This window comes from Variovorax sp. RA8, from assembly GCF_901827175.1.
In the GTDB taxonomy this organism is placed as follows: domain Bacteria; phylum Pseudomonadota; class Gammaproteobacteria; order Burkholderiales; family Burkholderiaceae_C; genus Variovorax.
In genome coordinates, this window is record NZ_LR594662.1 from 4,550,100 (window position 1) to 4,574,183 (window position 24,084).

At 69.0% G+C, this 24,084-nt stretch carries 22 protein-coding genes and 1 riboswitch; of the genes, 12 read left to right on the top strand and 10 right to left on the bottom strand.

What is annotated here, in order from left to right; all coding sequences use genetic code 11:
- Positions 1-11 precede the first annotated feature (11 nt).
- From E5P3_RS21365 to E5P3_RS21400, 8 genes are all read left to right on the top strand, one after another.
- On the top strand, positions 12-1,538 hold the full coding sequence (locus tag E5P3_RS21365; RefSeq protein ID WP_162587798.1) for a tripartite tricarboxylate transporter permease: 1,527 nt from the start codon (positions 12-14) through the stop codon (positions 1,536-1,538).
- Positions 1,539-1,549: 11 nt separating this feature from the next.
- Positions 1,550-2,398: a sugar phosphate isomerase/epimerase family protein gene (locus E5P3_RS21370; protein WP_162587799.1), complete on the top strand. Its 849-nt coding sequence runs from the start codon at positions 1,550-1,552 to the stop codon at positions 2,396-2,398.
- Positions 2,391-3,815: an enolase C-terminal domain-like protein gene (locus E5P3_RS21375; protein WP_162587800.1), complete on the top strand. Its 1,425-nt coding sequence runs from the start codon at positions 2,391-2,393 to the stop codon at positions 3,813-3,815. Before E5P3_RS21370 ends, E5P3_RS21375 begins: the two co-directional genes overlap by 8 nt.
- Before the next feature lie 40 nt (positions 3,816-3,855).
- On the top strand, positions 3,856-4,734 hold the full coding sequence (locus E5P3_RS21380) for a sugar phosphate isomerase/epimerase family protein (protein WP_162587801.1): 879 nt from the start codon (positions 3,856-3,858) through the stop codon (positions 4,732-4,734).
- Positions 4,735-4,758: 24 nt separating this feature from the next.
- Positions 4,759-5,850, top strand: coding sequence for a DNA glycosylase AlkZ-like family protein (locus tag E5P3_RS21385; RefSeq protein WP_162587802.1), 1,092 nt, complete (start codon positions 4,759-4,761; stop codon positions 5,848-5,850).
- Between the two features lie 129 nt (positions 5,851-5,979).
- A riboswitch (FMN riboswitch) is annotated at positions 5,980-6,177 on the top strand.
- Positions 6,178-6,266: 89 nt separating this feature from the next.
- The gene (locus E5P3_RS21390) at positions 6,267-6,779 is read left to right on the top strand and encodes a 6,7-dimethyl-8-ribityllumazine synthase (RefSeq protein ID WP_162587803.1); all 513 of its coding nucleotides are present in this window, start codon (positions 6,267-6,269) and stop codon (positions 6,777-6,779) included.
- A gap of 61 nt (positions 6,780-6,840) precedes the next feature.
- Entirely contained in the window at positions 6,841-7,515 is a 675-nt protein-coding gene (locus E5P3_RS21395; RefSeq protein ID WP_162587804.1) for a glutathione S-transferase family protein, read from the top strand.
- A 109-nt stretch (positions 7,516-7,624) separates the two neighbouring features.
- On the top strand, positions 7,625-8,083 hold the full coding sequence (locus E5P3_RS21400) for a hypothetical protein (RefSeq protein WP_162587805.1): 459 nt from the start codon (positions 7,625-7,627) through the stop codon (positions 8,081-8,083).
- Here E5P3_RS21400 and E5P3_RS21405 read toward each other — a convergent pair.
- The gene (locus tag E5P3_RS21405; protein ID WP_162587806.1) at positions 8,076-8,840 is read right to left on the bottom strand and encodes a sulfite exporter TauE/SafE family protein; all 765 of its coding nucleotides are present in this window, start codon (positions 8,838-8,840) and stop codon (positions 8,076-8,078) included. The genes E5P3_RS21400 and E5P3_RS21405 overlap by 8 nt on opposite strands.
- A 91-nt stretch (positions 8,841-8,931) precedes the next feature.
- The gene (locus tag E5P3_RS21410) at positions 8,932-10,176 is read right to left on the bottom strand and encodes an MFS transporter (protein WP_162587807.1); all 1,245 of its coding nucleotides are present in this window, start codon (positions 10,174-10,176) and stop codon (positions 8,932-8,934) included.
- A gap of 89 nt (positions 10,177-10,265) precedes the next feature.
- On the opposite strand from E5P3_RS21410, the gene E5P3_RS21415 reads away from it, so the two are divergent.
- Positions 10,266-11,138: an AraC family transcriptional regulator gene (locus tag E5P3_RS21415; protein ID WP_162587808.1), complete on the top strand. Its 873-nt coding sequence runs from the start codon at positions 10,266-10,268 to the stop codon at positions 11,136-11,138.
- Between the two features lie 133 nt (positions 11,139-11,271).
- Positions 11,272-13,002: a SulP family inorganic anion transporter gene (locus tag E5P3_RS21420; protein WP_162587809.1), complete on the top strand. Its 1,731-nt coding sequence runs from the start codon at positions 11,272-11,274 to the stop codon at positions 13,000-13,002.
- Here E5P3_RS21420 and arfB read toward each other — a convergent pair.
- The 7 genes from arfB to E5P3_RS21455 all read right to left on the bottom strand — a co-directional run bounded on the left by arfB (position 12,971) and on the right by E5P3_RS21455 (position 21,416).
- On the bottom strand, positions 12,971-13,384 hold the full coding sequence (gene arfB / locus E5P3_RS21425; RefSeq protein WP_162587810.1) for an alternative ribosome rescue aminoacyl-tRNA hydrolase ArfB: 414 nt from the start codon (positions 13,382-13,384) through the stop codon (positions 12,971-12,973). The genes E5P3_RS21420 and arfB overlap by 32 nt on opposite strands.
- Before the next feature lie 49 nt (positions 13,385-13,433).
- Entirely contained in the window at positions 13,434-15,224 is a 1,791-nt protein-coding gene (locus E5P3_RS21430; RefSeq protein ID WP_162587811.1) for an alkaline phosphatase D family protein, read from the bottom strand.
- Between the two features lie 184 nt (positions 15,225-15,408).
- Positions 15,409-15,741 (bottom strand): hypothetical protein, encoded by a 333-nt coding sequence (locus E5P3_RS21435; protein WP_443083258.1) that lies wholly within the window; start codon positions 15,739-15,741, stop codon positions 15,409-15,411.
- Positions 15,742-15,752: 11 nt separating this feature from the next.
- Positions 15,753-18,374 (bottom strand): ATP-dependent chaperone ClpB, encoded by a 2,622-nt coding sequence (gene clpB, locus E5P3_RS21440; RefSeq protein WP_162587813.1) that lies wholly within the window; start codon positions 18,372-18,374, stop codon positions 15,753-15,755.
- Between the two features lie 95 nt (positions 18,375-18,469).
- Positions 18,470-19,372: an alpha/beta hydrolase gene (locus tag E5P3_RS21445; RefSeq protein ID WP_162587814.1), complete on the bottom strand. Its 903-nt coding sequence runs from the start codon at positions 19,370-19,372 to the stop codon at positions 18,470-18,472.
- A 78-nt stretch (positions 19,373-19,450) separates the two neighbouring features.
- Entirely contained in the window at positions 19,451-20,491 is a 1,041-nt protein-coding gene (locus E5P3_RS21450; protein ID WP_162587815.1) for a Bug family tripartite tricarboxylate transporter substrate binding protein, read from the bottom strand.
- Between the two features lie 10 nt (positions 20,492-20,501).
- Positions 20,502-21,416 carry a diiron oxygenase gene (locus tag E5P3_RS21455; protein ID WP_162587816.1) on the bottom strand — a complete coding sequence of 305 codons (915 nt, stop codon included), beginning with the start codon at positions 21,414-21,416 and terminating at the stop codon, positions 20,502-20,504.
- Positions 21,417-21,543: 127 nt separating this feature from the next.
- On the opposite strand from E5P3_RS21455, the gene E5P3_RS21460 reads away from it, so the two are divergent.
- Together E5P3_RS21460 and E5P3_RS21465 are read left to right on the top strand one after the other, a co-directional pair.
- On the top strand, positions 21,544-22,437 hold the full coding sequence (locus E5P3_RS21460) for a LysR family transcriptional regulator (protein WP_162587817.1): 894 nt from the start codon (positions 21,544-21,546) through the stop codon (positions 22,435-22,437).
- Positions 22,438-22,546: 109 nt separating this feature from the next.
- Positions 22,547-23,539 carry a Bug family tripartite tricarboxylate transporter substrate binding protein gene (locus tag E5P3_RS21465; RefSeq protein ID WP_162587818.1) on the top strand — a complete coding sequence of 331 codons (993 nt, stop codon included), beginning with the start codon at positions 22,547-22,549 and terminating at the stop codon, positions 23,537-23,539.
- A gap of 5 nt (positions 23,540-23,544) precedes the next feature.
- On the opposite strand, the gene E5P3_RS21470 is transcribed toward E5P3_RS21465, so the two are convergent.
- Positions 23,545-24,021: a molybdenum cofactor biosynthesis protein MoaE gene (locus tag E5P3_RS21470; protein ID WP_162587819.1), complete on the bottom strand. Its 477-nt coding sequence runs from the start codon at positions 24,019-24,021 to the stop codon at positions 23,545-23,547.
- Positions 24,022-24,084 lie beyond the last annotated feature (63 nt).

Sequence of the window (24,084 nt, forward strand, 5' to 3'; positions counted from 1 at the left end):
CGGGAGCGCACATGTTTGACGGTCTGCGGATGCTGGGGGAGTCCTACCTGGGCTTCCTGAACTTCTGGTCGCTGGTCTACGGCCTGGGCGGCGCGTTGCTGGGCATCATCGTCGGCGTGCTCCCGGGGTTGTCCGCCACGTTGTGCATCGCGCTGCTGACCACGCTCACGATCAAGCTGGCGCCGAACGACGCCATCCTGATCCTCATCTGCTCGTACGTCGGCGCCATCTATGGCGGCAGCCGGACCGCGATCCTTCTGAACATTCCCGGCACCGCCGCCAACGCGGCGTCCTGTGCCGACGGATTTGCGCTCGCGCGCAAGGGCGAAGCAGGTCGCGCCATCGGCATCGCAACCTCCGGCGCTTTCACCGGCACGCTGTTCGGCGTGCTGTGCCTGGCGATGTTCACCCCTGCGCTCGCGGAGCTCGCACTGTCCTTCGGCGCCTTCGAGTTCTTCTGGCTGGCACTGTTCGGCGTAGCCATGTCGGGCAGCATCGTGGGCGAAGACCCGCTCAAGGGCTGGCTCATGGGCCTGCTCGGCCTGCTGGTTGCCCAGATCGGGCAAGAGGGGCTCTACGCCTACGATCGCTTCACCTTCGGCTGGGACGAGCTCTCGGGCGGCATCGCGCTCATTCCAGCGCTCATCGGCGCCTTCGGCTTCGCCGAAGTCCTGACATCGCTCGCCGATCCGATCGAACGCAAGCTGATCGACATGCGAGACTCGGTGCTGCCGAGATTCCGGGAGGTGGTGAGGTACTGGCGAACGGTGCTGCGCTCGGGTGTGATCGGCGTCGTGACGGGCATCCTGCCCGGCGTCGGCGAGGACTCGGGTGCATGGATGTCGTATGCGGCTGCCAAGGCGGCCAGCCCGGAGCGCGATCAGTTCGGCAAGGGTTCCATCGACGGCCTCATGGCCGCCGAGACGGGCGACATGTCCGCCATCCCTGGCGGCATCATCCCGGCGCTGGCGCTCGGCATCCCCGGTTCTGCACCTTCGGCGGTGCTGATGGCGGCCATGATCATCCACGGGATCCAGCCGGGCCCCATGCTGATGATCAAGACGCCGCATTTCATCTACGACGTCGTCGCGATGACCACGCTCGCAACCCTCAGCATCCTCTTCTTCGGCCTGTTCCTCGTCCGTCCGCTGATGCTCGTGCTGCGCGTGCGCCGCTCCGTCCTGATGCCGATCGTCTTCGTGCTGTGCACGGTCGGCGCCTATGCGATGGCCTCGCGGCTCTTCGATGTCTACGCCATGCTCGCGATCGGCGTGGGCGCCTTCTTCCTGCGGCGGCGCGGCTACGAAATGGCGCCTTTCGTGCTCGGCCTGGTGCTGGGCGACCTGCTGGACAAGAGCCTGCGCCGGGGACTTGTGCTGTCGGATGGAAGCCTGGCGCCGTTCTTCACGCGGCCCATCTGCGCCGCGCTGGCCGCCGTCACCATCCTGACCATGCTGATGTACATCCCCGCTGTCAACGTGCGCGTACGCCGGGCCTGGGCAGGGGCGAAGCGCTTCGTGTTTCATCGCAGTGCCTGAGGAGCCGGCCCGTGAAGTTCGCTCTTTGCAACGAGGTGCTGAAGGACCTGCCCTTCGTGGAGCAATGCCGCGTCGCAGCCGCGCTCGGCTACGACGCCCTGGAGGTGGCGCCCTTCACTCTGGCCGACGATCCGATGACCCTCGACGACGCGCAGGCCCGCACGTTCGGCCGCATCGCGCGCGAGCATGGAGTCGAGATCAGCGGCCTGCATTGGCTGCTGGTGGCGCCGGCCGGCCTCTCGATCGTGAGCGCCGACGCCGCCCTGCGCCAACGCAGCACGGCGGTGATGCAGCGCCTCGTGGAGCTCTGCGCCTTGATGGGCGGGCGTTACCTGGTGCATGGCTCCCCGAAGCAGCGCTCGGTGCCGCCGGGCGAGACGCGCGCGGCAGCGCTGGAGCGCGCGCGCGAATGCCTGGCCGCCGCGGCACGGAGCGCGGAACAATGCGGCGTGGTCTATTGCATCGAGCCGCTCTCCACCGCCGAGACGGACCTCCTCAACACGGTGGAAGAGGCCGTCGAACTGGTGCAGGCCGTCGGCTCGCCGGCGTTCAGGACCATGATCGACTGCAGTGCCGCGGGCCAGATGGAGCGCGAGGACATCCCCGCGCTCATGCGCCGATGGATCCCCACCGGGCAGATCGCCCATGTGCAGGTCAATGACCCCAATCGCCGCGGCCCCGGACAGGGCAACATGCGCTTCGCCCCAATCCTCGCGGCGCTGCGCGAGATGCAGGCGACCGGGAACTACCACGGCATCGTCGCGGTGGAGCCCTTCGACTATGTGCCCGACGGCATGGGTTCGGCGGCGCGGGCCATCGGCTACCTGCGCGGGCTCGAGGAGGCTTCAGGACATGCATGACGCACCACGCTTCGCCGTCCGCGAGATCGCCCTATTCGAGCGGCCGGTGGTGCTGCGCCTGCCGTTCCGCTTCGGGGTGGTCACGCTGACCGAATGCCCGCAGGCCTTCGCGCGCGTACGAATCGAATTCGCCGACGGATCGAGCGCCTGGGGCGCCGCTGCGGAGCTGATGGCGCCGAAGTGGTTCGACAAGAACCTCGCGCTGAGCAACGAAGACAACTTCGACCAGTTGCGCCGCGTCACCGCGCTCGCGCGCGAAGCCTACCTGAGCGACGCCGCGCCCGCGACCGCCTTCGGCCACTTTGCGCGGCACCACGATCCGCACCGTGTGGCCGCAGCAGGGCTCGGCTTCAACCCCCTGCTGGCGAGCTACGGACCCGCGCTGCTCGACCGGGCAGTTCTCGATGCACTGTGCCGTGGGCTGCAGGCATCCTTCTACGCCGTCATGCGCAGCAATGCCGCGGGCATCGGTCCGGTCCGGCCCGAGTTCGATGGGCTGGGGATGGACGAGTTCCTGGCGAGCCTGGCTCCCGCCGCAAGCATCGAGGCGCGCCACACGGTCGGCATGCTCGACGCGATCACCGCGGCGGACCTGAAGCAACCCGTGGCCGATGGCCTGCCGGAGACGCTCGAAGAGGTGGTGCGCGTCTACGGCCACCGCTACTTCAAGCTCAAGGTGGGCGGCGACATCGCGTCGGACCTGGCACGCCTGCGCGCCATCGAGGACGTGCTGGACCGCATGGGCGGGCCCTACTTCGTCTCGCTCGACGGCAACGAGCAGTACGCCGACGCTGCCGGCATCGCGGAGCTGATGGCGCGCATGCGCGAAACGCCCTCGCTGGCGCGCCTTTATGCGTCGATCCTCTTCGTCGAACAGCCGATCGCGCGCAGTTTCGCGCTAGAGCGCGACCTTCGCGACGTGCGCAGCGCAAGCATCGGCAAGCCGGTGATCATCGACGAGTCGGACGGCGAGCTCGACAGCTTCGTGCAGGCGCGCGCGCGCGGCTACGCCGGCGTGTCCTCGAAGACCTGCAAAGGCTTCTACAAGTCGGTGCTCAACGCGGCGCGCTGCGCGAAGTGGAATTCGGAGCAGGCGCAGACGCGCTACTTCATGTCGGCCGAAGACCTGACCACGCAGGCCGGCCTGGCCGTGCAGCAGGACCTGGCGCTGGTCAGCCTGCTGGGCATCGCCCACGTCGAGCGCAATGGCCATCACTACGTCAATGGCATGGCCGCGCTGCCACTCGCGGAGCAGCAGGCCTTCCTCGAGGCGCACGGCGATCTCTACGAGCGTTCGCACGGCGCGGTGCGCCTGCGCATCCGCGAGGGGCGCATCCGGCTCGCCTCGCTGGATTGCGCCGGCTTCGCGAGCGCCGCCATGCCCGATTTCGATGCGATGCAGCCGATGGCTTGCTGAGCTCTTCCTTCGTCTTTTCGTTCTCCTCAACTCCAGTTCCATGCGCGATTTCACCCAAGGCCACGAGTGGCTCTCCATCAACACCGCCACCATCCGCAAGCAGCAAGGCGCCGAGGTGCCGCTGGACCGCCTCATCGATCAGTGCGCAGCGCAGGGCATCCGTGCCATCAGCCCCTGGCGCGACCAGGTCGCCGCGGTCGGGATCGAGCGCATCGGCAAGCAGTTGCGTGCCCACGGCATCGGCCTCTCGGGCTACTGCCGCGGCGGCTTCTTCCCGGCACCCGATGCCGCCGGGCTGAAGGCGGCGCTGGAGGACAACCGCCGCGCCATCGACGAAGCCAAGACGCTCGAGGCGCCCTGCCTGGTGCTGGTGGTCGGCGCGCTGCCCGGCGCGCTCGAGGGCCGGGCGCACTACAAGGACATCGGCCGCGCGCGCGGCGAGGTACGCGACGGCGTCGCCGCTTCGCTCGAATATGCGCGCGAGGTCGGCATGCCGCTCGCGATCGAGCCCCTGCATCCCATGCAGGCCGCCGACCGGGCCTGCATCAACACGCTCGAGCAGGCGCTGGACCTGTGCGACGCGCTGGACGCGCAGCGTTCGGGCATGCTGGGCGTGGCGGTCGACATCTACCACGTGTGGTGGGACCCGAAGCTGCAGCAGCAGATCGCGCGCGCGGGCAGGGAGCGCCTGCTGGCTTACCACGTGTGCGACTGGCTCACGCCCACGCGCGACCTGCTGAACGACCGCGGCATGATGGGCGACGGCGTGGTCGAGCTGCGCAAGATCCGCGGCTGGGTCGAGGCCGCGGGCTTCGCCGGCTTCAGCGAGGTCGAGATCTTCTCCGCGCTCGACTGGTGGCAGCGGCCGGGCGAGGAAACGCTGGCCACCTCCATCGAGCGCCACCGCAGCGTGGTATGAGCCGGCTGTGCTGCAATTCGCCGCATGGCTGACCCGACCCTCGACGACCTGCGCCGCTATGCCGTGGCGCGCACCCTCTTCAAGGCCACGACCTTGCCGGGTGCGATCCGGCGCCTCGGCTTCGTGCAGGCCGATCCCATCCGCGCCCCGGCGCGCGCACAAGACCTGACCCTGCGCCACCGGGTGAAGGACTACCGCGCGGGAGATCTGGAGCGCCGCTACGCCAGGCTGGCAATCGAGGAGGACTGCCTCGTCAACTACGGATTCCTGCCGCGCGAACACCTCGCGCTGATGCATCCGCGCGAGGCCCGCCGCGCGTGGGACGCCGAGACCCGGCGCAAGGCGGCCGAGGTGCTGGCCTTCGTCCGCGAGCACGGGCAGGTGCATCCGCGGCAGGTCGAGGCGCATTTCGCGCATGGCCGGGTGAAGAACTACTGGGGCGGCTCGAGCAACGCCACCACGCACCTGCTCGACGGCATGCACTACCGCGGCCTGCTGCGCGTGGCGCGGCGCGACAGCGGCACGCGCATCTACGAGGCGGTGGCCCATGCGCCCGGCGACGACAGCCCCGCCGGCCGGGCGCGGCGTGCCGCGGCGCTCGTCGACCTGGTGGTGCGCAAGTACGCGCCGCTGCCGGCCACGAGCCTGACCTACCTCGTGCGCCTGCTGGGCTACGGCGCGCCACAGCTCGCGCCGCAGGCGCAGGCGGCCTTGCGCCACGCACGCGAGCAACTCGCCAGTTGCCGGATCGAGGGCACGACCTGGTACTGGCCCGCCGATGAGAACCCGGCTTCGCGCCGCCATGCCCCCGACGAAGCGGTGCGCCTGCTCGCGCCCTTCGACCCGGTGGTGTGGGACCGCCGGCGCTTCGAGCTGCTCTGGGGCTGGCGCTACACCTTCGAGGCCTATGTGCCCGCGCCGAAGCGCCGGCTCGGCTACTACGCGCTGCCCCTGCTGTGGCATGACCGCGTGATCGGCTGGGCCAACGTCTCGGCGCGCGAAGGCCGGCTGCAGCCGGCCTTCGGCTACGCGCAGCGCAAGCCGCGCGACGCGGCCTTCGGCGCGGCGCTGGATGACGAGCTGGAGCGCATGACGCAGTTCATTGCCGGTCGTTGAGCATCGTGCTTCTCGGTGCTGCTGTTCACGCGGAAGCCCCGTGTGCCGCGAGGTCTGCCGCCCGCGCGACAACGGCCGTGCCGCGGCAGTCCTAGAATCGCTGGGCCGCCGCGCGAAAGCGCAGCGGCAAAGCGTTCTCAGGGCGGGGTGGAATTCCCCACCGGCGGTGATGGCGACCTGTTCGCACGAGCCCGCGAGCGCCCGCGGCGCGCCATGCGCCGCGGGGTCAGCAGACCTGGTGAGATCCCGGGGCCGACGGTTCAGGGCTTGTGTTGCCGTCAGTGGCGGCAAGACAAGACCTCATAGTCCGGATGAAAGAGAGCGCGGTCCCGTCGCCGGGCGGGCGCATCCACATGCGCCTGGCTGCTGCGGGCTCGTGCGCCCTGATTCAGGCAACCCTTCTTCAAAGGCAAACCATGAGTCAGATCAACGACCTTCCCCTCTCCGCCGTCGGCACGCCCGGCGACTCGCGCGGCCGGCGCATTGCCTTCGTGCAGGCGCAGTGGCATTCCGACATCGTCCACCAGGCGCGCGACGCCTTCCTCGAAGAGATGGAACGCCAAGGCGTGCCGCGGGCCGACATCGACATCTTCGACGTACCCGGCGCGTTCGAGATCCCGCTCCATGCCAAGCGGCTGGCCCGGTCCGGGCGCTATGCGGGCATCGTCGGCTGCGCGCTGGTGGTGGACGGCGGCATCTACCGCCACGAGTTCGTCGCCACCACGGTGGTCAACTCGCTGATGGCCGTGCAGTTGGAAACCGATGTGCCCGTCTTCTCGGCGGTGCTCACGCCGCACCACTTCCACGAACATGTGGAGCACCGCAAGTACTTCCACCGCCACTTTGCGGTCAAGGGCACCGAGGTGGCCGAGGCCTGCGTGAAGACGCTGGAGGCGCTGAAGCGCGTCGATGCGCTGGTGGCCGCCTGAAGAAAGCTTGAAGGAGGGCCCGGCCCTTCATCGCCGCGCCCCACGGGTGTAGGCTTGCGCGATGGACAACCACGCTCCCGCCTACACCCTGTACGGCGCGCCTGGTTCGGGCGCGACGACCGTCCATGCCGCGTTGACCCTGATCGGCGCTCCCGCGAAGGCGATCGACATCGCGCCCTGGGAAGGCGAAGCCGAGCGCGAGAAGCTGAGCGCGGTGAACGCCATGCGGCAGGTGCCGGTGCTGGTCCTGCCCTCGGGCGAACTGATGACCGAAAGCGCCGCGATCCTGATCTGGCTGGGCGACCGCTACCCTGAGGCCGGGCTGGCACCCGGCATCGACGACCCGCGCCGCGCACAGTACCTGCGCTGGATGAGCTTCATCCCCGCGGCCATCTATTCGATGTACTGGGTGCGTGACGAGCCCTCGCGCCTGGCGGCCGATGCCGCGGCGCAGGCCGTGATCCAGGAACGCACGGCCGAGCGCATCGCCGAGTGCTGGCGTCGGATGGATGCGCAGATGCCGCGCGGCACGGCATGCCTGCTCGGCGAGCGCATCGGCATGCTGGACCTCTACGTCACGGTAGTCTCTCGCTGGACGCCGGGGCGCACGCGCTTCTACCGCGAGGCGCCGCGCATGGCCGAAGTGGTCCGCCGCGTTGATGCCGAGCCGCGCTTGGCCGAGTTCTGGGCTGCGCGCTACCCGTTCACGCCGGGGTGGGAGGACTCGAAGTCCTGAAACTCACCGAGGCGACCAAGGGTTTGCGCTGACAAATTGGGGGTCGAACCGGCGTCCAGGGGCCGTAAGAATTTCGTAAGATTCGCGCCCCACGCCATTCAGAATCTTCATGCTCGACATCGATTTGCCAGCGCCTGCTGTGGCGGTTCGCAGCGTTCTAGCCAGCCGCGGGGTCGCCCCGGCGCTGGCCTTGCTCAACGACCGGACCGACTACCGGTTCACCGCGATCTACAAGCTCGACGGCGAGGTGATGCACGCGGCGCATGCCTTCGACCGCACCTCCGAATACCGCACCTGGCTGAAGGTCGTGCCGCTCGGCAGGAGCTTCTGCCAGTACGCCATTGAGCATGGCGAGTTCGTGACCCGCCACGCGTCCCAGGACCAGCGCCTCACGAATCGCCCGTACGCCGGCTTCGTCGAGTCCTACTACGGCCAGTTGCTCACGCGCGAAGATGGCACGCCTTACGGCACCTTCATTCATTTCGATCTGGAGCCGTGCGGAATCCCGGCGTCCGAGATCGCCTTCCTCCGGGAAGTGATTCCGACTTTCCTCGACTACCTCAATTGACCGGCCCCCGCGCCAGCAATACCGGCACCGAGGACACCAGCAGCGCCACGCCCGAGAGCGTCAGCAGGCCCAGCACGATCTGGCGAAAGGCCGCCTCGCTGATGCCGACGTAGAGCCGCGCGCCGAGCAGTACCGGCACCAGCACCGCGAGAGCGACGATGCCCAGCAGCGGCAGCATCGGCACCCCGACGAGGCCGGTGCCGAGATAGACCGAGAAGGTCACCACCAGCATCGAGAGATTGAAGTTCTGGATCACCGAGCGCTGCACGTCCTTCTGCAGCCCGCGCAGCGTGCACCAGAGCGTCGGAATGGCGCCGGTGAAGCCGCCCAGGCCGCCGCAGATGCCGCCGACCATGCCGACCGCGGCATCGGCCGCGCGGCCGCCGGCCCTCACCCGCGGCAGGTTGCGCGCCATCAGCATGGCCGGGCACCAGAGCACGAGCAGCCCGCCGAGGCAGGCCTTGAACAGCGGCACGTCCAGGCGCGGGAGCAGCCATACGCCCAGCGGCACGCCCACCAGGCCGCCGAGCACGAAGGGCAGCAGCAAGGCGCGGTCGAAGCCGCGCCGCACCGTGACGGCCGCGATCACCTGGCCGGTCAGTCCGCCGAAGGTGGCGAGCACCGCGGCCAGCCTGGGGTCCACGGTCCAGGCCCAGAAGGACATCGCGACCAGGCTGAAGGCGAAGCCCGACAGGCCCTGCACGAAGCCGGCCACGATCGCGCCGAGCGCGACGATCAGGTAGAGCGACGAATCCAATGCGGAGGCCGGACGCCGCAGGGCCGCCCCAAGGCGACCGCAGCCCCCTCGGGGGGCAGCGAGGACACGCAGTGCCGAGCGTGGGGGCGCATCAGGCTGACGCAGGCACGAGTGCCTCGCGCCGCACCCGCCGCACGTTGAAGGCGCTGGCGATCAGCACCGCCTGCACCACCGCCAGGCCGATGATCACGCTCATGTATTGGCCATGGTCCATCAGCCGGCCGAAGATGAGCGGCGCCACGGCCTGCCCGATGTCCAGGCCCGCATACACCACGCCGTAGACGCGACCTGACGCGTTGGCCGGCGTCGAGCGCTTGACGAGCAGGTCGCGCGAGGGCCCGGCGATGCCTGACGCGAAGCCCATGGCACCGAACATCGCCGGCACCAGCACCGGCGGGAAATCCACCAGCGCGAGGACCAGCGCCAGCATCGCCGCGATGCCGAAGGCGAAGCCTACGATGCGCTCGCACCGGCTAGGGTCGGAGGCGAGGAACCCGCCCACCAGCATCCCGCCCGAGCTGGCCACCATGTAGACGGTGAGGCAGATCGCGATCAGGGCCACCGGCACGGCATGCAGGTGGCCGGCGGCAGCAGGCGCGAAGGTCTGCACCACGCTCAGCACCATCGCGTACACAAAGAAGAAGCCGAAACACATCCAGACCGCCGGGATCTTCAAGAAGGCCAGCTCGCCGCCGGCCGCCGCGTCCGCGCCGGTGGCCTTGCGAACGGCCTGCACATCCAGCGCCAGCACGGCGCGGTTGAGCCACAGCACGAGCAGGACGACCAAGGCCAGCGCGCCGGCGGAGGCCAGGGCCACGCGCCACGAGAAGGCGATGGCCAGCGGCACCACGAAGGCCGGTGCCAGCGCCCACCCCAGGCTGCCGGTGATGCCGTGCACGCTGTACGCATGGCCCAGGCGCGTCGGCGCGACCTTCTGGTTGAAGAGCGTGTAGTCGACCGGATGGAACACGCCATTGCCGATACCGGCCACCACCGCGCTCGCCAGCAACATCCAGTAGCTCTGCGCCAGCGCGTAGCCGATCGCCGCCAGCGCCAGCAGACCCAGGCCTGCGAAGAGCACCGGTCGCGGCCCCAGGCGGTCGACCAGGAAGCCCGAGGCGGCCTGCACCACGCAGGAAACCACGAAGAACACGGTCAGCACCGCGCCCAGCTCGGTGTAGCTGACGTTGAAAGCGTCCTTGAGCCAGGGGAACAGCGGCGGCAGTACCAGTTGCGCGAAATGGCTGATGGCGTGCGCCAGGCCGACAAGGCCGATCAGCTTGGCGTCGGAGCGCAGGGTGTTGCTGGGGGCGGGGGAAGCGGCGAGCGAAGACATGAATTGCAACAAGAAACCGGACGAGGCTTGGATCGTATGCCCAGAGGCCGCGGCAGAATGGCGATACAGAGACAACATTTGTCGGAATCATGCCGTCCACCGTTCATGCGCCCGTCACGCCCGTGCGGCGGCGCCCCGTGCAGCCGGAAGCTGCAGCGCCGACCCATGTCGTGGTCCCGCTCACGCCTGATCGCTACGCGCCCGATGCGCTGCGGCCGCTGCGCGCCAAGGAGCATTTCCTCAAGGCCGACACCTTCGTCGAGCTGCACACCCATCCCTGGCCGCAGCTCACCTTCTCGACGCGGGGCGTGATCCGCCTGAGCACCGAGGACGGCAGCTACATCGTGCCGCCCTCGCGCGCGCTCTGGGTGCCGGCCGACATGGCGCACAGCATCACGCTGATCGAGGATGCGGAGCTGCGCACGATCTACCTGCACAGCTGGCTCGGCCCCGGCTGGGAGAAATGCGAGGTGCTGGAGATCAGCCCCCTGCTGCGCGCGCTGATGCTGGCGCTGGACACCACGCCCGACGGCGTGCCGCCGGCCGATCCGCATGCGGCGCAGCGCGAACGCTGGATTGCACCACTGTTGGTGGACGAGCTGGAGCGCGCGACGCAGATCCGCATCGACGTTCCACTGCCCGCCGACAAGCGCCTGCGCCAGCTGTGCGAGACGCTGCTGCGCAACCCCGCCGGCCGCGCCACGCTGGCCGAGCGCGCACAGTCCATTGGCGCCAGCGAACGCACTGTGGCGCGCCTGTTCCGCGACCAGCTCGGCCTGAGCTGGCAGCAATGGCGCCAGCAGGCGGTGCTGGCCCATGCGCTGCCGCTGCTGGCGCGCGGCATGGCCGTGAGCCAGGTGGCCTCGGCCAGCGGCTACGCGACCGACAGCGCCTTCTGCGCGATGTTCAGGGCTGCGACGGGGAAATCGCCAACGGCCTTCCAGCACAAGAGAAAGCCATAGCGAGCGGTTGAAGCGGTTGAGCGCGAGCTGCCACAAGGCCACGCAAGACCGCCGCGGCACCGCCAAGACTTGAGCCCCCGGGGCTTTCGTATCATCGGCGGGTGCACCCAGAACCAATCCCCGCGGTGAAGGCATGGCCTTGAACCGCGACCAGCTCGCGCGCTGGCTCCCCTTCCTCGGCTGGCCCCGCCCCAGCCGCGCGCTTCTCACCGGCGAGGCGCTGGCCGGCATCACGGTCGCCCTGATGGTGATCCCGCAGGGCGTCGCCTACGCGGCGCTCGCCGGCATGCCGCTGGTCACCGGCATCTACGCCTCGCTCCTGCCGGCGCTCATCGGTGTGCTGTTCAGCGCATCGACCCGGCTCTCGGTCGGGCCGACCGCCCTGTCGAGCCTGCTCGTGGCGGCCTCCCTCGGCCCTCTCGCGATTCCCGGCAGTGCCGAGTGGGTGGCCCTGGCGGTGTGGCTGTGCTTCATGTCGGGCGCGATCCAGCTGCTGCTCGGCATGGGCGGCTTCGGCTGGGTGTTGCGCCTGGTCAACTCGCCGGTGCTGATGGGCTTCACCCAGGCTGCCTCGGTGCTGATCATCCTGTCCCAGCTGCCGGCGCTCTTCGGCTTCACCGGCCGCAGCATCGGCCAGCTGTGGCAGGGACCGCCGCCCGATTTCCTGGCAATCGCCTTCGGGCTCGGAAGCATGGCCGCGCTCTGGGTCGCCAAGGAACGCTGGCCCCGCTTTCCGGCCGCGATGGTGGTGGTGGGCGTGTGCGCGGCGATCAGCGCTGCCATCGGCTACGCGCTGCGCGGCGGCGCGGTGGTCGGCACCCTGCCCTCGGGCCTGCCGGCCTTCTACTGGCCCGGCACACAGCCGCTGGGCACCTTCGGGGCGCTGCTGCTGCCGGCGCTGATGATCACGCTGGTGAGCTTTCTCGAAACGGCCTCGAGCGCCAAGGTCGACAACGCCCGAGCCGGCAAGCTGTGGAACGAGAACCAGGACCTGATCGGCCAGGGGCTCGCCAAGATCGCCTCGGGCTTCTCGGGCGCCTTCCCGACCAGTTCCTCCTTCTCGCGTTCGGCCATCAATCTCTATGCCGGCGCCCAGACTGGCTGGGCCACCGTGTTCTGCGTGCTGCTGATCGGCGCCGCCCTTCTGTGGGCGATGCCGCTGCTCTACCACGTGCCGCAGGCGGTGCTGGCCTCCATCGTGGTGATCGCGATGCTGGGGCTGGTGCGGCCCGGGCAGTTCGTGTCGCTCTGGCGCATCTCACCCGTGGAGGCGGTCACGGCGCTGGTGACCTTCGTTCTCACCATCGCCACCTCGCCCTCGATCTACTGGGGCGTGCTCGCGGGCCTGCTGATGAGCCTGGGCCACTACATGTACCGGCACCTGCATCCCCGCATCATCGAGGTGGGCCTGCATCCCGACGGCAGCCTGCGCGACCGCCACCTCTGGAACCTGCCGCCGCTGGCGCCCCAGCTGCACGCGATGCGCATGGACGCCGAGCTCGACTTCGCCACCGCCAGCACACTGGAGCGCGCCATCACCGTCACGCTGGCGATGCGGCCCGAGCTCACCGACATCTGCCTGTTCGCGCAGCCCATCAACCGCATCGACGTGACCGGCGCCGAGGTGTTCGGCGCGATCCGCCGGCTGCTGGAATCGAAGGGCGTGCGCCTGCACTTGAGCGGGCTCAAGCTGCCGGCGCAGCAGGTGCTGGAGCGCGCCGGCCTGCTGGCGCCCGGCCCGATGATGTTCATCTACCGCACCGACGCCGATGCGCTCGCGGCACTGGGCGCCATCCCCGGGATGGCGGGCGCCGGCGGGGCGCCCGCAGAAGTCAATCCTGCACCGGCCCGCGCAGACGCTTGATCTCTCCGCGCTGGCTCTTGCCCTCGAGCCGGCGCTGCCTGGCCCCGTAGCTCGGCTTGGTGGGCCGGCGCACGCGCGGCGGCAGGGCCACGCTGTCGACCAGTTCCTGCAGCCGCGCCAGCGCGTCGGCACGGTTCATGTCCTGGCTGCGGTGGCGCTGCGCCTTCAGGACCAGCACGCCTTCCTGGGTGATGCGGCTGTCGCGCAGGGCGAGCAGGCGCTCCTTCACCGCCTCGGGCAGCGAGCTCGCGTGGATGTCGTAGCGCAGGTGCACGGCGCTCGACACCTTGTTGACGTTCTGGCCGCCGGCGCCTTGCGCGCGCATGGCACTGAACTCGACCTCCGAGGGGTCGATGGGGGCGAGCGGACGCGGCGCGGGCATGCGACATTCTGACGCTGCCGCCGAACCGGTGCGGGTGGCGGCGCCAACGCTAAACCGGCAGCACGTCCAGATTGTTCGCGCCCGGCAGGGCATGGAGGCTCATCGCGAGCCGCGCGGTGTACGAACGGCTCAACACCGTGCTGACCTCCGTCCAGTCGGCACGGGCCTCGGACGGCGTCAACGTGAGAACGAGATAGCCGCGCTTGCTCGTCTCCGCATAGCGCAGATCCCTCACCATTCTGGGGAAAGCGTCTGTCAGGACCGGCCCGGAGATCAACGGCAGCAGGATCTCGAGTCCCGGCGAGCTGACCGAGGGCGTCGCGAACTCGACCCCGACGCGCTGACCAGCCGCATCGGTCAGGTTGCTGGCCCACGCGTTGTGGGTGTCCCCGGCGAGCGAGACCAGGTTCTTGCCCATCGAACGGGCCGCGGCCAGCACGGATTCGCGTGCGGCGGGGTAGCCGTCCCAGGCATCGAGGTTGTAGGGGACCCGGCGCTGGGCCAGCAAGGCGCGCTGGCTGTCGCTGCGCAAGTTTTCCGGCGTGGACTGCGCGAGCACGAATTCGCTCACCGTCTCCAGCGTGAAGGCGCTTGCGACGCTGAGCGGGATCTCCATGCGCGCCATCAGCACCTGCTGGCCCAGCACCTGCCAGGTCGCGCTGGAAGCGGCCATCCGCGCAGACAGCCATTCGGATTGCTCTGCGCCCAGCAGCTGGCGCGAGGGACTGTCGGCCGCTCCATCGAGGTAGGCATCGAGGTCGACCTGGACATCCCGCCCGATGATCCGCGTGTCGAGCATGTGCAGCGACGCGAGGGTGCCGAAATCGAAGGACCGATAGATCTTCAGCGGATTGGCAGGATCGGGCATCCTGACCGGAAGCCATTCGCGATAGGCCTGCACGGCGGCCAGGCGCCGCGCGGCGAACGCGCCTTCGGTATCCGGATCGTGGTTGGTCGCGCCTGCGGACCATGCGTTGTCGGCAAGGTCATGGTCGTCCCACACCGCGATCATCGGCATCCGTGCGTGCAGCGCGCGGAGGTCGGCATCGGACTTGTATTGCGCGTGGCGGCGGCGGTAATCGTCGAGTGTCAGGATCTCGTGCGCCGGCTGCGATTCGCGATCGAGCGCGATCGCCAGCTGCGAGGCGAAGCCCACCACGCCGTACTCGTAGATGTAGTCGCCCAGGTGCAGGACCAGATCGACGTCGCTGCGCTTGGCGAGTTCGGCGCACACGTTGAAGTAGCCGGCCGGAAAGTTCGTGCAGGACACCGCCGCGAGCCGCACCTGCGAAACGTTGCCGGTCGGCAGGGTCTTCGTGCGTCCGGTGGGCGATGGCTCCGAACCGACGTAGAAGCGGTAGTAATACTCGCTGGCCGGCAGCAGCCCGGTGGCGTCTACCTTGACGGTGTAGTCCTGCTCGGGCCCGGTGCTGGCCGTGCCGCGTGCCACGATGGCGCCGAAGTTGGCGTCGCTCGCGACTTCCCAGCTCAGGTTGAGCGTGCCGGGACTTGCCGGAGTGACGCGGGTCCACAGGATCACGCGATCGGACAGCGGATCGCCGCTCGCGACGCCGTGCGAGAACAGCGGCGGCGCACCACCTGGCGTGCCGCCGCCGCCCCCACCGCCCCCACCGCCCCCACCGCCAATACCACCGCCGAACCCGCCTCCACCACCACCGCCTCCGCAGCCGGACACGCTGACGCCGGTGCCGACGAACATGGCATAGAGGACGGCTCCTCGAATGAAGGATCGGCGCGATGGCTCGGGAGCGAGTCGGGTTGCCTCGTCCGGCCCCAGGGTGGGTCCAGGCGTTTCCGTGCCTTCGTGGGCTTCGCGCATGTCTCGCTCCTTGCCCGGCACGGCAGCCGCACGATGCGGCTTCGTCCCGTCCGAGAGTGGCGCAATTGAAGACCGATCCCAACAAGCGCGCCGTCAGCTGAGGTCATGCCCGGAAGTCGGCGAACAACTTACATCGCGTCACATGCAGTTGCGCCCCGATACGTGCACGGGCTCGCCAGGAGGGCTACTCGCCGCGCGAGACCGGCCGCGCCTGCACGTCGGTCACGTTGTCGCTGCGCTCACGCAGGCGCACCGGGCTGCTGGCCGCCTCGCCGCGCGCCCGGGCACCTGCGACGTCAGCCGCCGTCGGCTCGGCCGGCCGCGTTGCGGCGCGAAACCGATCGAAACCGTGGCGTGGATCGAAGCGCATGACCCAGGGCCGGACCGGCTGCCCCGTGAGGCGGGCCCAGCCGTAACGCAGGCCCCAGACCGCCGCCAGCAGCATCACCGCGACAGCAAGGCTGGCCGCGAAGACCAGACCCAGCAGGAACAGGACAACGCGCAGGAGGAAATTCATCATCATCCGGATTAGGCCACGGCCTCCGTGCGAGGTTCCCCGGCCTTCCGGAATTCGAACTGCCCCGGCGTGCGGATCGGATCGGTGGTGACCACGATCGTGTCCTTCGGCCCGAAGCTGCCGTCGAGCAGCAGCTTGGACAGCGGGTTCTCGATGCGATGCTGGATCGCCCGCTTGAGCGGCCGCGCACCGAACACCGGGTCGAAGCCGACCTTGGCGATCTCCGCCAGCGCCGCCGGCGACACCTCCAGCGCCAGGTCCATCTTCGCCAGGCGCTGCTGCAGCACCTTCAGCTGGATCGCCGCGATCGCCTCGATGTTCTTCGCGTCCAGCGCATGGAAGACCACCGTCTCGTCGATGCGGTTGAGGAACTCGGGGCGGAAGTAGTTCTTCAACTCGTCCCACACCGCGTCCTTGATCTCCTCGGCCGGCCGCCCCACCATCGACTGGATGATGGGCGAGCCGATGTTGCTGGTCATCACGATCACCGTGTTCTTGAAGTTCACGGTGCGCCCCTGCCCGTCGGTCAGGCGGCCATCGTCGAGCACCTGCAGCAGCACGTTGAACACGTCCGGATGCGCCTTCTCGACCTCGTCGAGCAAGAGCACGCTGTAGGGCTTGCGCCGCACCGCCTCGGTGAGGTAGCCGCCCTCCTCGTAGCCGACGTAGCCGGGCGGCGCACCGATCAGGCGCGCCACCGAATGCTTCTCCATGAACTCGCTCATGTCGACGCGAATGAGGTGATCCTCGCTGTCGAACAGGAAGCCCGCCAGCGCCTTGCACAGCTCGGTCTTGCCCACGCCCGTGGGGCCCAGGAAGAGGAAGGAGCCGGTGGGGCGGTTGGGGTCCGCCAGGCCCGAGCGCGAGCGGCGGATGGCGTTGGCGACAGCGCCGATGGCCTCGTCCTGGCCGACCACGCGCTCGTGCAGCTTGTCCTCCATCTGCAGCAGCTTGTCGCGCTCGCCCTGCATGAGCTTGGAGACGGGGATGCCGGTGGCGCGCGCCACGACTTCGGCAATCTCCTCGGCGCCGACCTGGGTGCGCAAGAGCGTGGGGGCGCTGGACTTGCCCTTGGTGGCCTCGGTGTCCTGGGCCTCCTTGAGGCGCTTTTCCAGGCCGGGCAGCTTGCCGTACTGCAGCTCGGCAACCTTGTTGAAGTCGCCCTTGCTGGTGAATTCGGCGATCTGGAACTTGATCTTGTCGATCTCCTCGCGGATCTGCGCGCTGCCCTGGGCCTGGGCCTTCTCGGCCTGCCAGATCTCGTCGAGGTCGGCGAGCTCCTTCTGCACGCGGGCGATGTCCTCCTCGATGAGGCCCAGGCGCTTCTGGGAGGCCTCGTCCTTCTCGCGGCGCACGGCCTCGCGCTCGATCTTGAGCTGGATGAGGCGGCGGTCGAGGCGGTCCATGACCTCGGGCTTGGAGTCCATCTCGATCTTGATCTTGGCGGCGGCCTCGTCGATGAGGTCGATCGCCTTGTCGGGCAGGAAGCGGTCGGTGATGTAGCGGTCGGAGAGCTCGGCGGCAGCGACGATGGCGGGGTCGGTGATGTCGACGCCGTGGTGGACTTCGTATTTCTCCTGCAGGCCGCGCAGGATGGCGATGGTGGCCTCGACGCTGGGCTCGCCCACGAGGATCTTCTGGAAGCGGCGCTCCAGGGCAGCGTCTTTCTCGATGTATTTGCGGTACTCGTCGAGGGTGGTGGCGCCCACGCAGTGGAGCTCGCCGCGCGCAAGGGCGGGCTTGAGCATGTTGCCGGCGTCCATGGCGCCCTCGGCCTTGCCGGCGCCGACCATGGTGTGGAGCTCGTCGATGAAGACGATGGTGCGGCCCTCGTCCTTGGCAAGTTCGTTGAGGACGCTCTTGAGGCGCTCCTCGAATTCGCCGCGGTACTTGGCACCGGCAAGCAGTGCGGCCATGTCCAGGGAGAGGACTCGCTTGCCCTTGAGGGACTCGGGGACCTCGCCGGCGATGATGCGCTGGGCGAGGCCTTCGACGATGGCGGTCTTGCCGACGCCAGGCTCGCCGATGAGCACGGGGTTGTTCTTGGTGCGGCGCTGCAGGACCTGGATGGCGCGGCGGATTTCCTCGTCGCGGCCGATGACGGGGTCGAGCTTGCCCAGGCGCGCGCGCTCGGTGAGGTCGAGGGTGTATTTCTTGAGGGATTCGCGCTGGCCTTCGGCCTCGGGGCTGTCGACGCCCTGGCCGCCGCGCACGGCTTCGATGGCCGCTTCGAGGGACTTGCGCGTGGCGCCGTGGCTGCGCGCGAGGTTGCCGATCTCGGCCTTGCTGTCGGCCAGGGCCAGCAGGAAGAGCTCGCTGGCGATGAACTGGTCGTTGCGCTTGATGGATTCCTTCTCGGTGGCCTGCAGCAGCTTGGCCAGCTCGGGTCCGACCTGGACCTGGTCGTGGCCCTGGACCTGCGGCAGCCGCTTGATGGCCGCCTCGGCCGCGTTCAGCAGGCCCGGCACGTTGGCGCCGGCACGCTCCAGCAATGCACGCGGGCCCTCGCCCTGGCGCAGCATGGCCACCAGCAGGTGGACCGGCTCGATGTAGGCGTTGTCGTTGCCCAGCGCGAGCGACTGCGCATCGGCGAGGGCTTCCTGGAACTTGGTGGTGAGTTTGTCTTGGCGCATGAATGACTCCGAATCCCCCGGAGGTAGGGGCTGGGATGGGCATTTCAAGCGAGCCGCAGGCGAAAGCGGGCTCGACAGGCCCCCAGTATGGCGCCCTACGGGGGACAGGAGAGTGACGAAAAGAACTCCAGGATCTCCCGGCCCAGCTGCTCCTCGCCGCTGTTGAAATGGGCCACGATGGACATGTGGTTGTGGCCCCGCATCTGCAGGAAGCGCGGCGCCCGGCCGCGCGCCGCGGCCAGCCGATGCGCGAACTCGAGGCCATACACATCCAGCAGCGGGTTCTCGAATTCCGCGATCGCGATGAGGGTGGGGATCTCGCTGCGGCCTGCCAGGCGCATCGGAGCCCGTGCCTCGTGCAACGCGATGTCCTCGCCGAAATAGGCCCTGACGGCCGCCGCATTCGGGTTGCGCGGCGACTGGTCGGCCTGCAAGCGCGCCGAGATCAGGACGATGGCCTGCGCATGGCAGGCGCCGGGCCGCAGCGATGGGTCCAGGGCATGGCTGGCCACGTGCGTGCCGCCCGCCGAATGGCCGATCAGCAGGATTCGTTCCGGATCGCCGCCGTAGCGCGCCACGTTCTCGTGCATCCAGGCCATGGCCCCGGCCACGTCGCGCGCGCCGGCCGGGTACTTGGCCTCAGGCGCCAGCCGGTACTCGATGTTGGCGCCGACGAAGCCCTGGCGTGCGAACCAGTGCAGGACGTTGTCGTAGAGCTCGGTGCTGACGCACTTGTCACCGCGCACGAAGGCGCCACCATGGACGAAGGCGACGACCGGCGCGCGCGTCGCGCCGGCCGGGCTGAAGAGATCGAGCACCTGGCGCGCATGGCCGCCGTAGTGGATGTCGCGCGTCACTGTCAGCGCCGCCCTGGGCGCGGCGGCCAGCAGCGGTGCATAGGCCTCCTTGACCCGCTGGCTGTGGCCCGGCAGGTCCATCGCCCAGCGCGGGCCGATGTCGGCCATCAGGGCGCGCAGCGCCTCGGGGCCTTCGATCATCGGGCAGGCGCCGCGCTCATCGGGCAAGCTCCGCGCTAGGCGCTGCGGTGCCATTCGACTTGGGAGCGGCCCGGCGCCTCATTGCACCAGCCCCGCCTTCTTCACCACCGCGGACCATTTGGCGGCCTCGCTGCGCGTGAATTTCGCGAAGACTTCCGCGCTGCCGTGCTCGGGTTCCGCGCCCAGCTCCTGCAGACGCTTCTGCATTTCCGGCGCCTTGAGCACGGCGTCGATTTCGCTGTTGAGCCGCTCCAGCACCGGCGCGGGCAGCCCGGCCGGCGCGAAAACGCCGAACCATGCACTCACCTCGTAGCCCGACACGCCGCTTTCGATCACGGTGGGCACGTCGGGCAGCAGTGCGCTGCGGGTCCGGCCGGTCAGGGCCAGCGCCTTGAGCTTGCCGAACTGCACATAAGGCAGCGCCGTGGCCTGCAGGTCGAACATCAGCGGCAGATGGCCTGCCACGACGTCGTTGAGCGCGGGCGCACTGCCCTTGTAAGGCACATGCAGCAGCCGGATGCCGGCGGCCGAAGCCAGCAGTTCGCCGGCCAGGTGGTTGGAGGTGCCGGGCCCGGCCGAGGCGTAGCTCAGCTCGCCCGGCTTCGCCTTGGCCTGCGCGATCACATCGGCCACGCTCCTGCCCGGGAAGGAGGGATGGGCCACCAGCACGAAGGGAATCGAGGCCAGCGGCGCGACCGGCGTGAAGTCCTTGACCGGGTCGTAGCCCACCTTGTTCATCGCGGGGTTGATGGCCTGCGAGCTGACCGTGCCCATCAACAGCGTATAGCCGTCGGCCGGCGTGCCCGCCACATGCCTGGCGCCGATCGCCGTGCCGGCGCCGGCCCGGTTGTCGATCACCACCGGTTGCCCGAGTCGCTCGGCCAGCTTCTGGCCCACGGTGCGCGCGAGGATGTCGGCCGACCCGCCGGCGGGGTAAGGCACCACCATCGTGACCGGATGGCTCGGATAGGCACCCTGCGCGCTCGCGAGCGGCGCGAGCGGGATCGCGCCGGCGATCGCCAACGCGCAGCAGCTCAAGATCTTCAGCAGGCGGGTCACTGGAGTACCTTCGCCTTCGGCTACGGTGCTATTCGCCTTCGCAGCGGCCGTGCGGCTCATGGCGTGCTCCTCAGTGCATTGCGACGGCGGCACGGTCGACTTCCGGCACTTCCGGAATCTCGACGCCGTAGGGCGCGACATCGGCGCGGATCTGTTCCAGCGCACGGCGGATGATCGCGATCTCCTCGTCGGGATGGGTGGCGCCCAGCCCGTGCTCGGCGGCCAGTGCGCGATTGCGGCCAGCCCGTGCGCGCTCGTCGTCCGGCAGATTGACCACTGCGTAGACGCCGTTGAGCAGGCTGCCGCGCAACTTCTTGGCCACCTTTTCGCCCAGCAGCCGGCGGTCGTCGGCCGAAAGCTCCGAGAAGAAACGGCGCATGATGATGCGGCCGAACTGGATGTGCCGCGCCTCGTCGCGCAGGATCAGCTGGCAGGCGCTGCGGATCGATTTGAAGCGCGCGTTCTCGTAACGCGCCTGCAGCAGCTCGCCCGAGAGCTGCTCGAACAGCGTGTTGACCGCCAGGCCCGCGAAGAAAGACATCGCCTTCTCGTCGCGCTCGTCGTGGAATCGTGGGATCACGGCCTTGAAATAGTCGGCGCGCGGCTCGTCCTGGTAGCCGGCCAGACCTCGCGCCACCAAGAACGATGCCTCGTGGTGGCGCAGTTCCTCGGCGATGAAGTTGACGATGTGCTGCTTGATCTCGAAGGGCTGGTGCGCGAACACCGCATCGCGCAGGCGCTCGGTGCCGTAGGGGATGGCCCCGTGCTCCATCCAGGCGCGCAGGCTCCACCACTCGGCGCCAGCCTCGCGCACTTCGGCCGGAAGCTCGGCCTCGCGGAGGTCGGAAAAGTCGATGGCCGCCGGGTTCCAGGCCAGCTCGCGCGACTGCTCGCACAGGCGCCAGACCTCCGGGTATTCGATCTCGGACTTGATGGGGTACGGGTTGGGAACGGGCGTGAGTTCTTCGAGAAGGGATGGCTGCATCGTGGGGCTTTCGTGCGGGAATTGAAGGCTTGTGCGACGCATGCTCCGGCATCGGGCGTGTTCCGTCCAATACCGTTTTCATGGCCTGGTGATAGGGCAATGCGATCACGATCCCTAGAATGGCCCGATGGATCTCCGCCAGCTCCGGCAGTTCGTCGCGGTCGCTGAAGAGCGCAGCTTTCGGCGCGCGGCCGAGCGCCTGCATGTCTCGCAACCGCCCCTTTCCGTGGCCGTGCAGCGGCTCGAGGCCGAGGTAGGTGCGACGCTGTTGGACCGCACGCGCCACCACGTACGGCTGACGGTGGCCGGCGAGGCCTTCCTGCGCGAGGCCCGGCGCACGCTGGCCCACGCGCAGCTTTCGGTGGAGATCGCGCAGCGCGCCGCCGCGGGCAAGCTCGGCACCCTGCGCCTGTCCTTCGTGCCAAGCGCGGCACTGGGCGTGGTGCCACAACTGCTGCGCGCCTTTCGCGAGGGCTACCCGGACGTCAAGCTCGTCCTCACCGGCGACACCACCGCGCATCAGATGGCCGCACTGCTCAGCGGCGCAACGGACGTGGGCATCGTCGTGCCGCCGCTGCACGACGCAAGGGACTTCCGGGTCCAGCCCTACTGCGAGCAGGAACTCATGCTGGCGGTGCCCGACACGCACCCGCTGGCGCAGCAGCAGCGCGTGCAGCTGCGCGACCTCGCTTCCGAGAGCTTCGTCGGCTTTCCCTTCAAAGAAGGCCCCGGCTTCGAGAGCGTGGTGATGGCGGCCTGCCAGGCCTGCGGCTTCATCCCCCACTTCGTCGAGGTGGCGGCGCAGATGCAAACCATCCTCGCGCTGGTGGGCGGCGGTATCGGCATCGCGCTGGTGCCGCAAGCCATGCAGGCCGTGCAAACGGAGCACGTGAACTATCTCCAGGTGCGCCGGCGCCATGTGCCGGTGAAATACCAGCTGGGCCTGGCCTTCCGCCCATCCAACAACAACCCGGCGCTGGCCGCCTTCGTCTCGATGGCGCACCGGCTGCGCCGCCGTTGAAGGCCGATTCCACTCGCTCGGCTCGTTCAGAATAGCGCCCTGCCGGAGGCGGGCACGCCAGTTGCTCGTCCCCTCGTCACGTTCCCTTTCATATCGACTGGAGTCGCTCATGTTCTCTACAAGGATGCCGCGCGCGTCACGCCGTGTTTTCGCGCTCGGGCTGGCCGCAGCGGTGGCCGGCCTCGCAGGCCTCGCGCAGGCGCAGCAGCAAGCACCGATCAGGCTGCTGGTCGGCTTCCCGGCCGGCGCCGGCACCGATGCGATTGCCCGCACGCTGGGCGAGAAGCTCAAGGACCAGTTGGGTGCACCGGTGGTGGTCGAGAACCGGGCCGGCGCCGGCGGCCAGATCGCCGCCCAGGCACTCAAGGCGGCGCCGGCCGACGGCCACACGCTGCTGCTGTCGCACGACCACACCATCTCGATCCTGCCGCAGGTGGTGAAGAACCCCGGCTACAACTCGGCCACCGACTTCGTGCCCGTGGCCGGCTTCGCGACCTTCGCCAACGTGCTGGCGGTGTCGGGCGGAACACCGGCGAAGAGCCTCGACGAGTACCTGAAATGGGTGCGCACCCAACGCGGCGGCAAGGAAACCATCGGCGTGCCCGCGCCGGCCTCGATCCCCGAATTCCTGGTGAAGATGATCGGCACCAAGTACAAGATCGACGTGCAGGCGGCACCCTACCGCGGCAGCGCGCCGATGACTGCGGACATGCTCGGCAACCAGATCAGCGCCGGTATCGCCTCCGTGCCCGACTTCATCGAGAACCACCGGGCCGGCAAGCTGCGCATCGTGGCCACCATCGGCGCCAAGCGCCAGGCGCTGCTGCCGCAGGTGCCGACCTTCACCGAACTGGGCTTCGCCAACCTGGAAGACCTGCCGTACTACGGCGTGTTCGCGCCGGTGGGCACGCCGCAGCCGGTGATCGACCGCTTCGGCGAGGCGCTCGCGAAGGTGCTGGCCATGCCCGACGTGAAGCAGAAGCTCACGACCATGGGGTTGACGGTGGCGTACGAACCGCAAGGGCAGTTCGCAGGCCGGGTGCGCAGTTATACGCAGACCTGGGCGGGCATCATCAAGGCAAGCGGCTTCACGCCGCAATAGGCTGCCTAGGCGTTGCCGGCCTGGATGCCCCAGCGCGCCAGGGCCGCATCGTCATCGACGCGCGCATCGACCCAGCGCGCGCCCGCGGGCGTCTGCTCCTTCTTCCAGAACGGCGCCTGGGTCTTCAGGTAATCCATCAGGAACTCGCAGGCCTGGAAGCTCTGGCCGCGGTGGGCGGATACCACGGCCACCATCATGATCTGGTCGAGGGGCTGCAGCAGCCCCACGCGGTGGATCACCCGCGCGCCAAGAATGTCGAATCGCCGGTGGGCCTCGTCGATCATCGATTCGATGGACTTCTCGGTCATCCCCGGGTAGTGCTCGAGCTCCATCGATGCGACCGCATCGCCGTCGTTGCGGTCGCGCACGGTGCCGACGAAGCTGCAGACCGCACCCACGCGCTTGTCGTCCGCGCGCAACGCAGCGACCTCCCTGGCGAGGTCGAAATCGGCTGTCTGGATGAAAACGCGCGGGCCGCTCATGGCGGGATTGTGGCACCGCGCTAGACTGCTGCGCATGCCTTCCCTCGCGCACCGCCCTCTTCC

What these genes read in the sequence shown, in the direction of transcription:
- E5P3_RS21365 (WP_162587798.1), top strand. Translation starts at nt 12, where the DNA reads ATGTTTGACGGTCTGCGGATGCTGGGGGAGTCCTACCTGGGCTTCCTG.
- E5P3_RS21375 (WP_162587800.1), top strand. Translation starts at nt 2,391, where the DNA reads ATGCATGACGCACCACGCTTCGCCGTCCGCGAGATCGCCCTATTCGAG.
- E5P3_RS21380 (WP_162587801.1), top strand. Translation starts at nt 3,856, where the DNA reads ATGCGCGATTTCACCCAAGGCCACGAGTGGCTCTCCATCAACACCGCC.
- E5P3_RS21385 (WP_162587802.1), top strand. Translation starts at nt 4,759, where the DNA reads ATGGCTGACCCGACCCTCGACGACCTGCGCCGCTATGCCGTGGCGCGC.
- E5P3_RS21390 (WP_162587803.1), top strand. Translation starts at nt 6,267, where the DNA reads ATGAGTCAGATCAACGACCTTCCCCTCTCCGCCGTCGGCACGCCCGGC.
- E5P3_RS21395 (WP_162587804.1), top strand. Translation starts at nt 6,841, where the DNA reads ATGGACAACCACGCTCCCGCCTACACCCTGTACGGCGCGCCTGGTTCG.
- E5P3_RS21400 (WP_162587805.1), top strand. Translation starts at nt 7,625, where the DNA reads ATGCTCGACATCGATTTGCCAGCGCCTGCTGTGGCGGTTCGCAGCGTT.
- E5P3_RS21410 (WP_162587807.1), bottom strand. Translation starts at nt 10,176, where the DNA reads ATGTCTTCGCTCGCCGCTTCCCCCGCCCCCAGCAACACCCTGCGCTCC.
- E5P3_RS21415 (WP_162587808.1), top strand. Translation starts at nt 10,266, where the DNA reads ATGCCGTCCACCGTTCATGCGCCCGTCACGCCCGTGCGGCGGCGCCCC.
- E5P3_RS21420 (WP_162587809.1), top strand. Translation starts at nt 11,272, where the DNA reads ATGGCCTTGAACCGCGACCAGCTCGCGCGCTGGCTCCCCTTCCTCGGC.
- arfB (WP_162587810.1), bottom strand. Translation starts at nt 13,384, where the DNA reads ATGCCCGCGCCGCGTCCGCTCGCCCCCATCGACCCCTCGGAGGTCGAG.
- E5P3_RS21430 (WP_162587811.1), bottom strand. Translation starts at nt 15,224, where the DNA reads ATGCGCGAAGCCCACGAAGGCACGGAAACGCCTGGACCCACCCTGGGG.
- E5P3_RS21435 (WP_443083258.1), bottom strand. Translation starts at nt 15,741, where the DNA reads ATGAATTTCCTCCTGCGCGTTGTCCTGTTCCTGCTGGGTCTGGTCTTC.
- clpB (WP_162587813.1), bottom strand. Translation starts at nt 18,374, where the DNA reads ATGCGCCAAGACAAACTCACCACCAAGTTCCAGGAAGCCCTCGCCGAT.
- E5P3_RS21445 (WP_162587814.1), bottom strand. Translation starts at nt 19,372, where the DNA reads ATGATCGAAGGCCCCGAGGCGCTGCGCGCCCTGATGGCCGACATCGGC.
- E5P3_RS21450 (WP_162587815.1), bottom strand. Translation starts at nt 20,491, where the DNA reads ATGAGCCGCACGGCCGCTGCGAAGGCGAATAGCACCGTAGCCGAAGGC.
- E5P3_RS21455 (WP_162587816.1), bottom strand. Translation starts at nt 21,416, where the DNA reads ATGCAGCCATCCCTTCTCGAAGAACTCACGCCCGTTCCCAACCCGTAC.
- E5P3_RS21460 (WP_162587817.1), top strand. Translation starts at nt 21,544, where the DNA reads ATGGATCTCCGCCAGCTCCGGCAGTTCGTCGCGGTCGCTGAAGAGCGC.
- E5P3_RS21465 (WP_162587818.1), top strand. Translation starts at nt 22,547, where the DNA reads ATGTTCTCTACAAGGATGCCGCGCGCGTCACGCCGTGTTTTCGCGCTC.
- E5P3_RS21470 (WP_162587819.1), bottom strand. Translation starts at nt 24,021, where the DNA reads ATGAGCGGCCCGCGCGTTTTCATCCAGACAGCCGATTTCGACCTCGCC.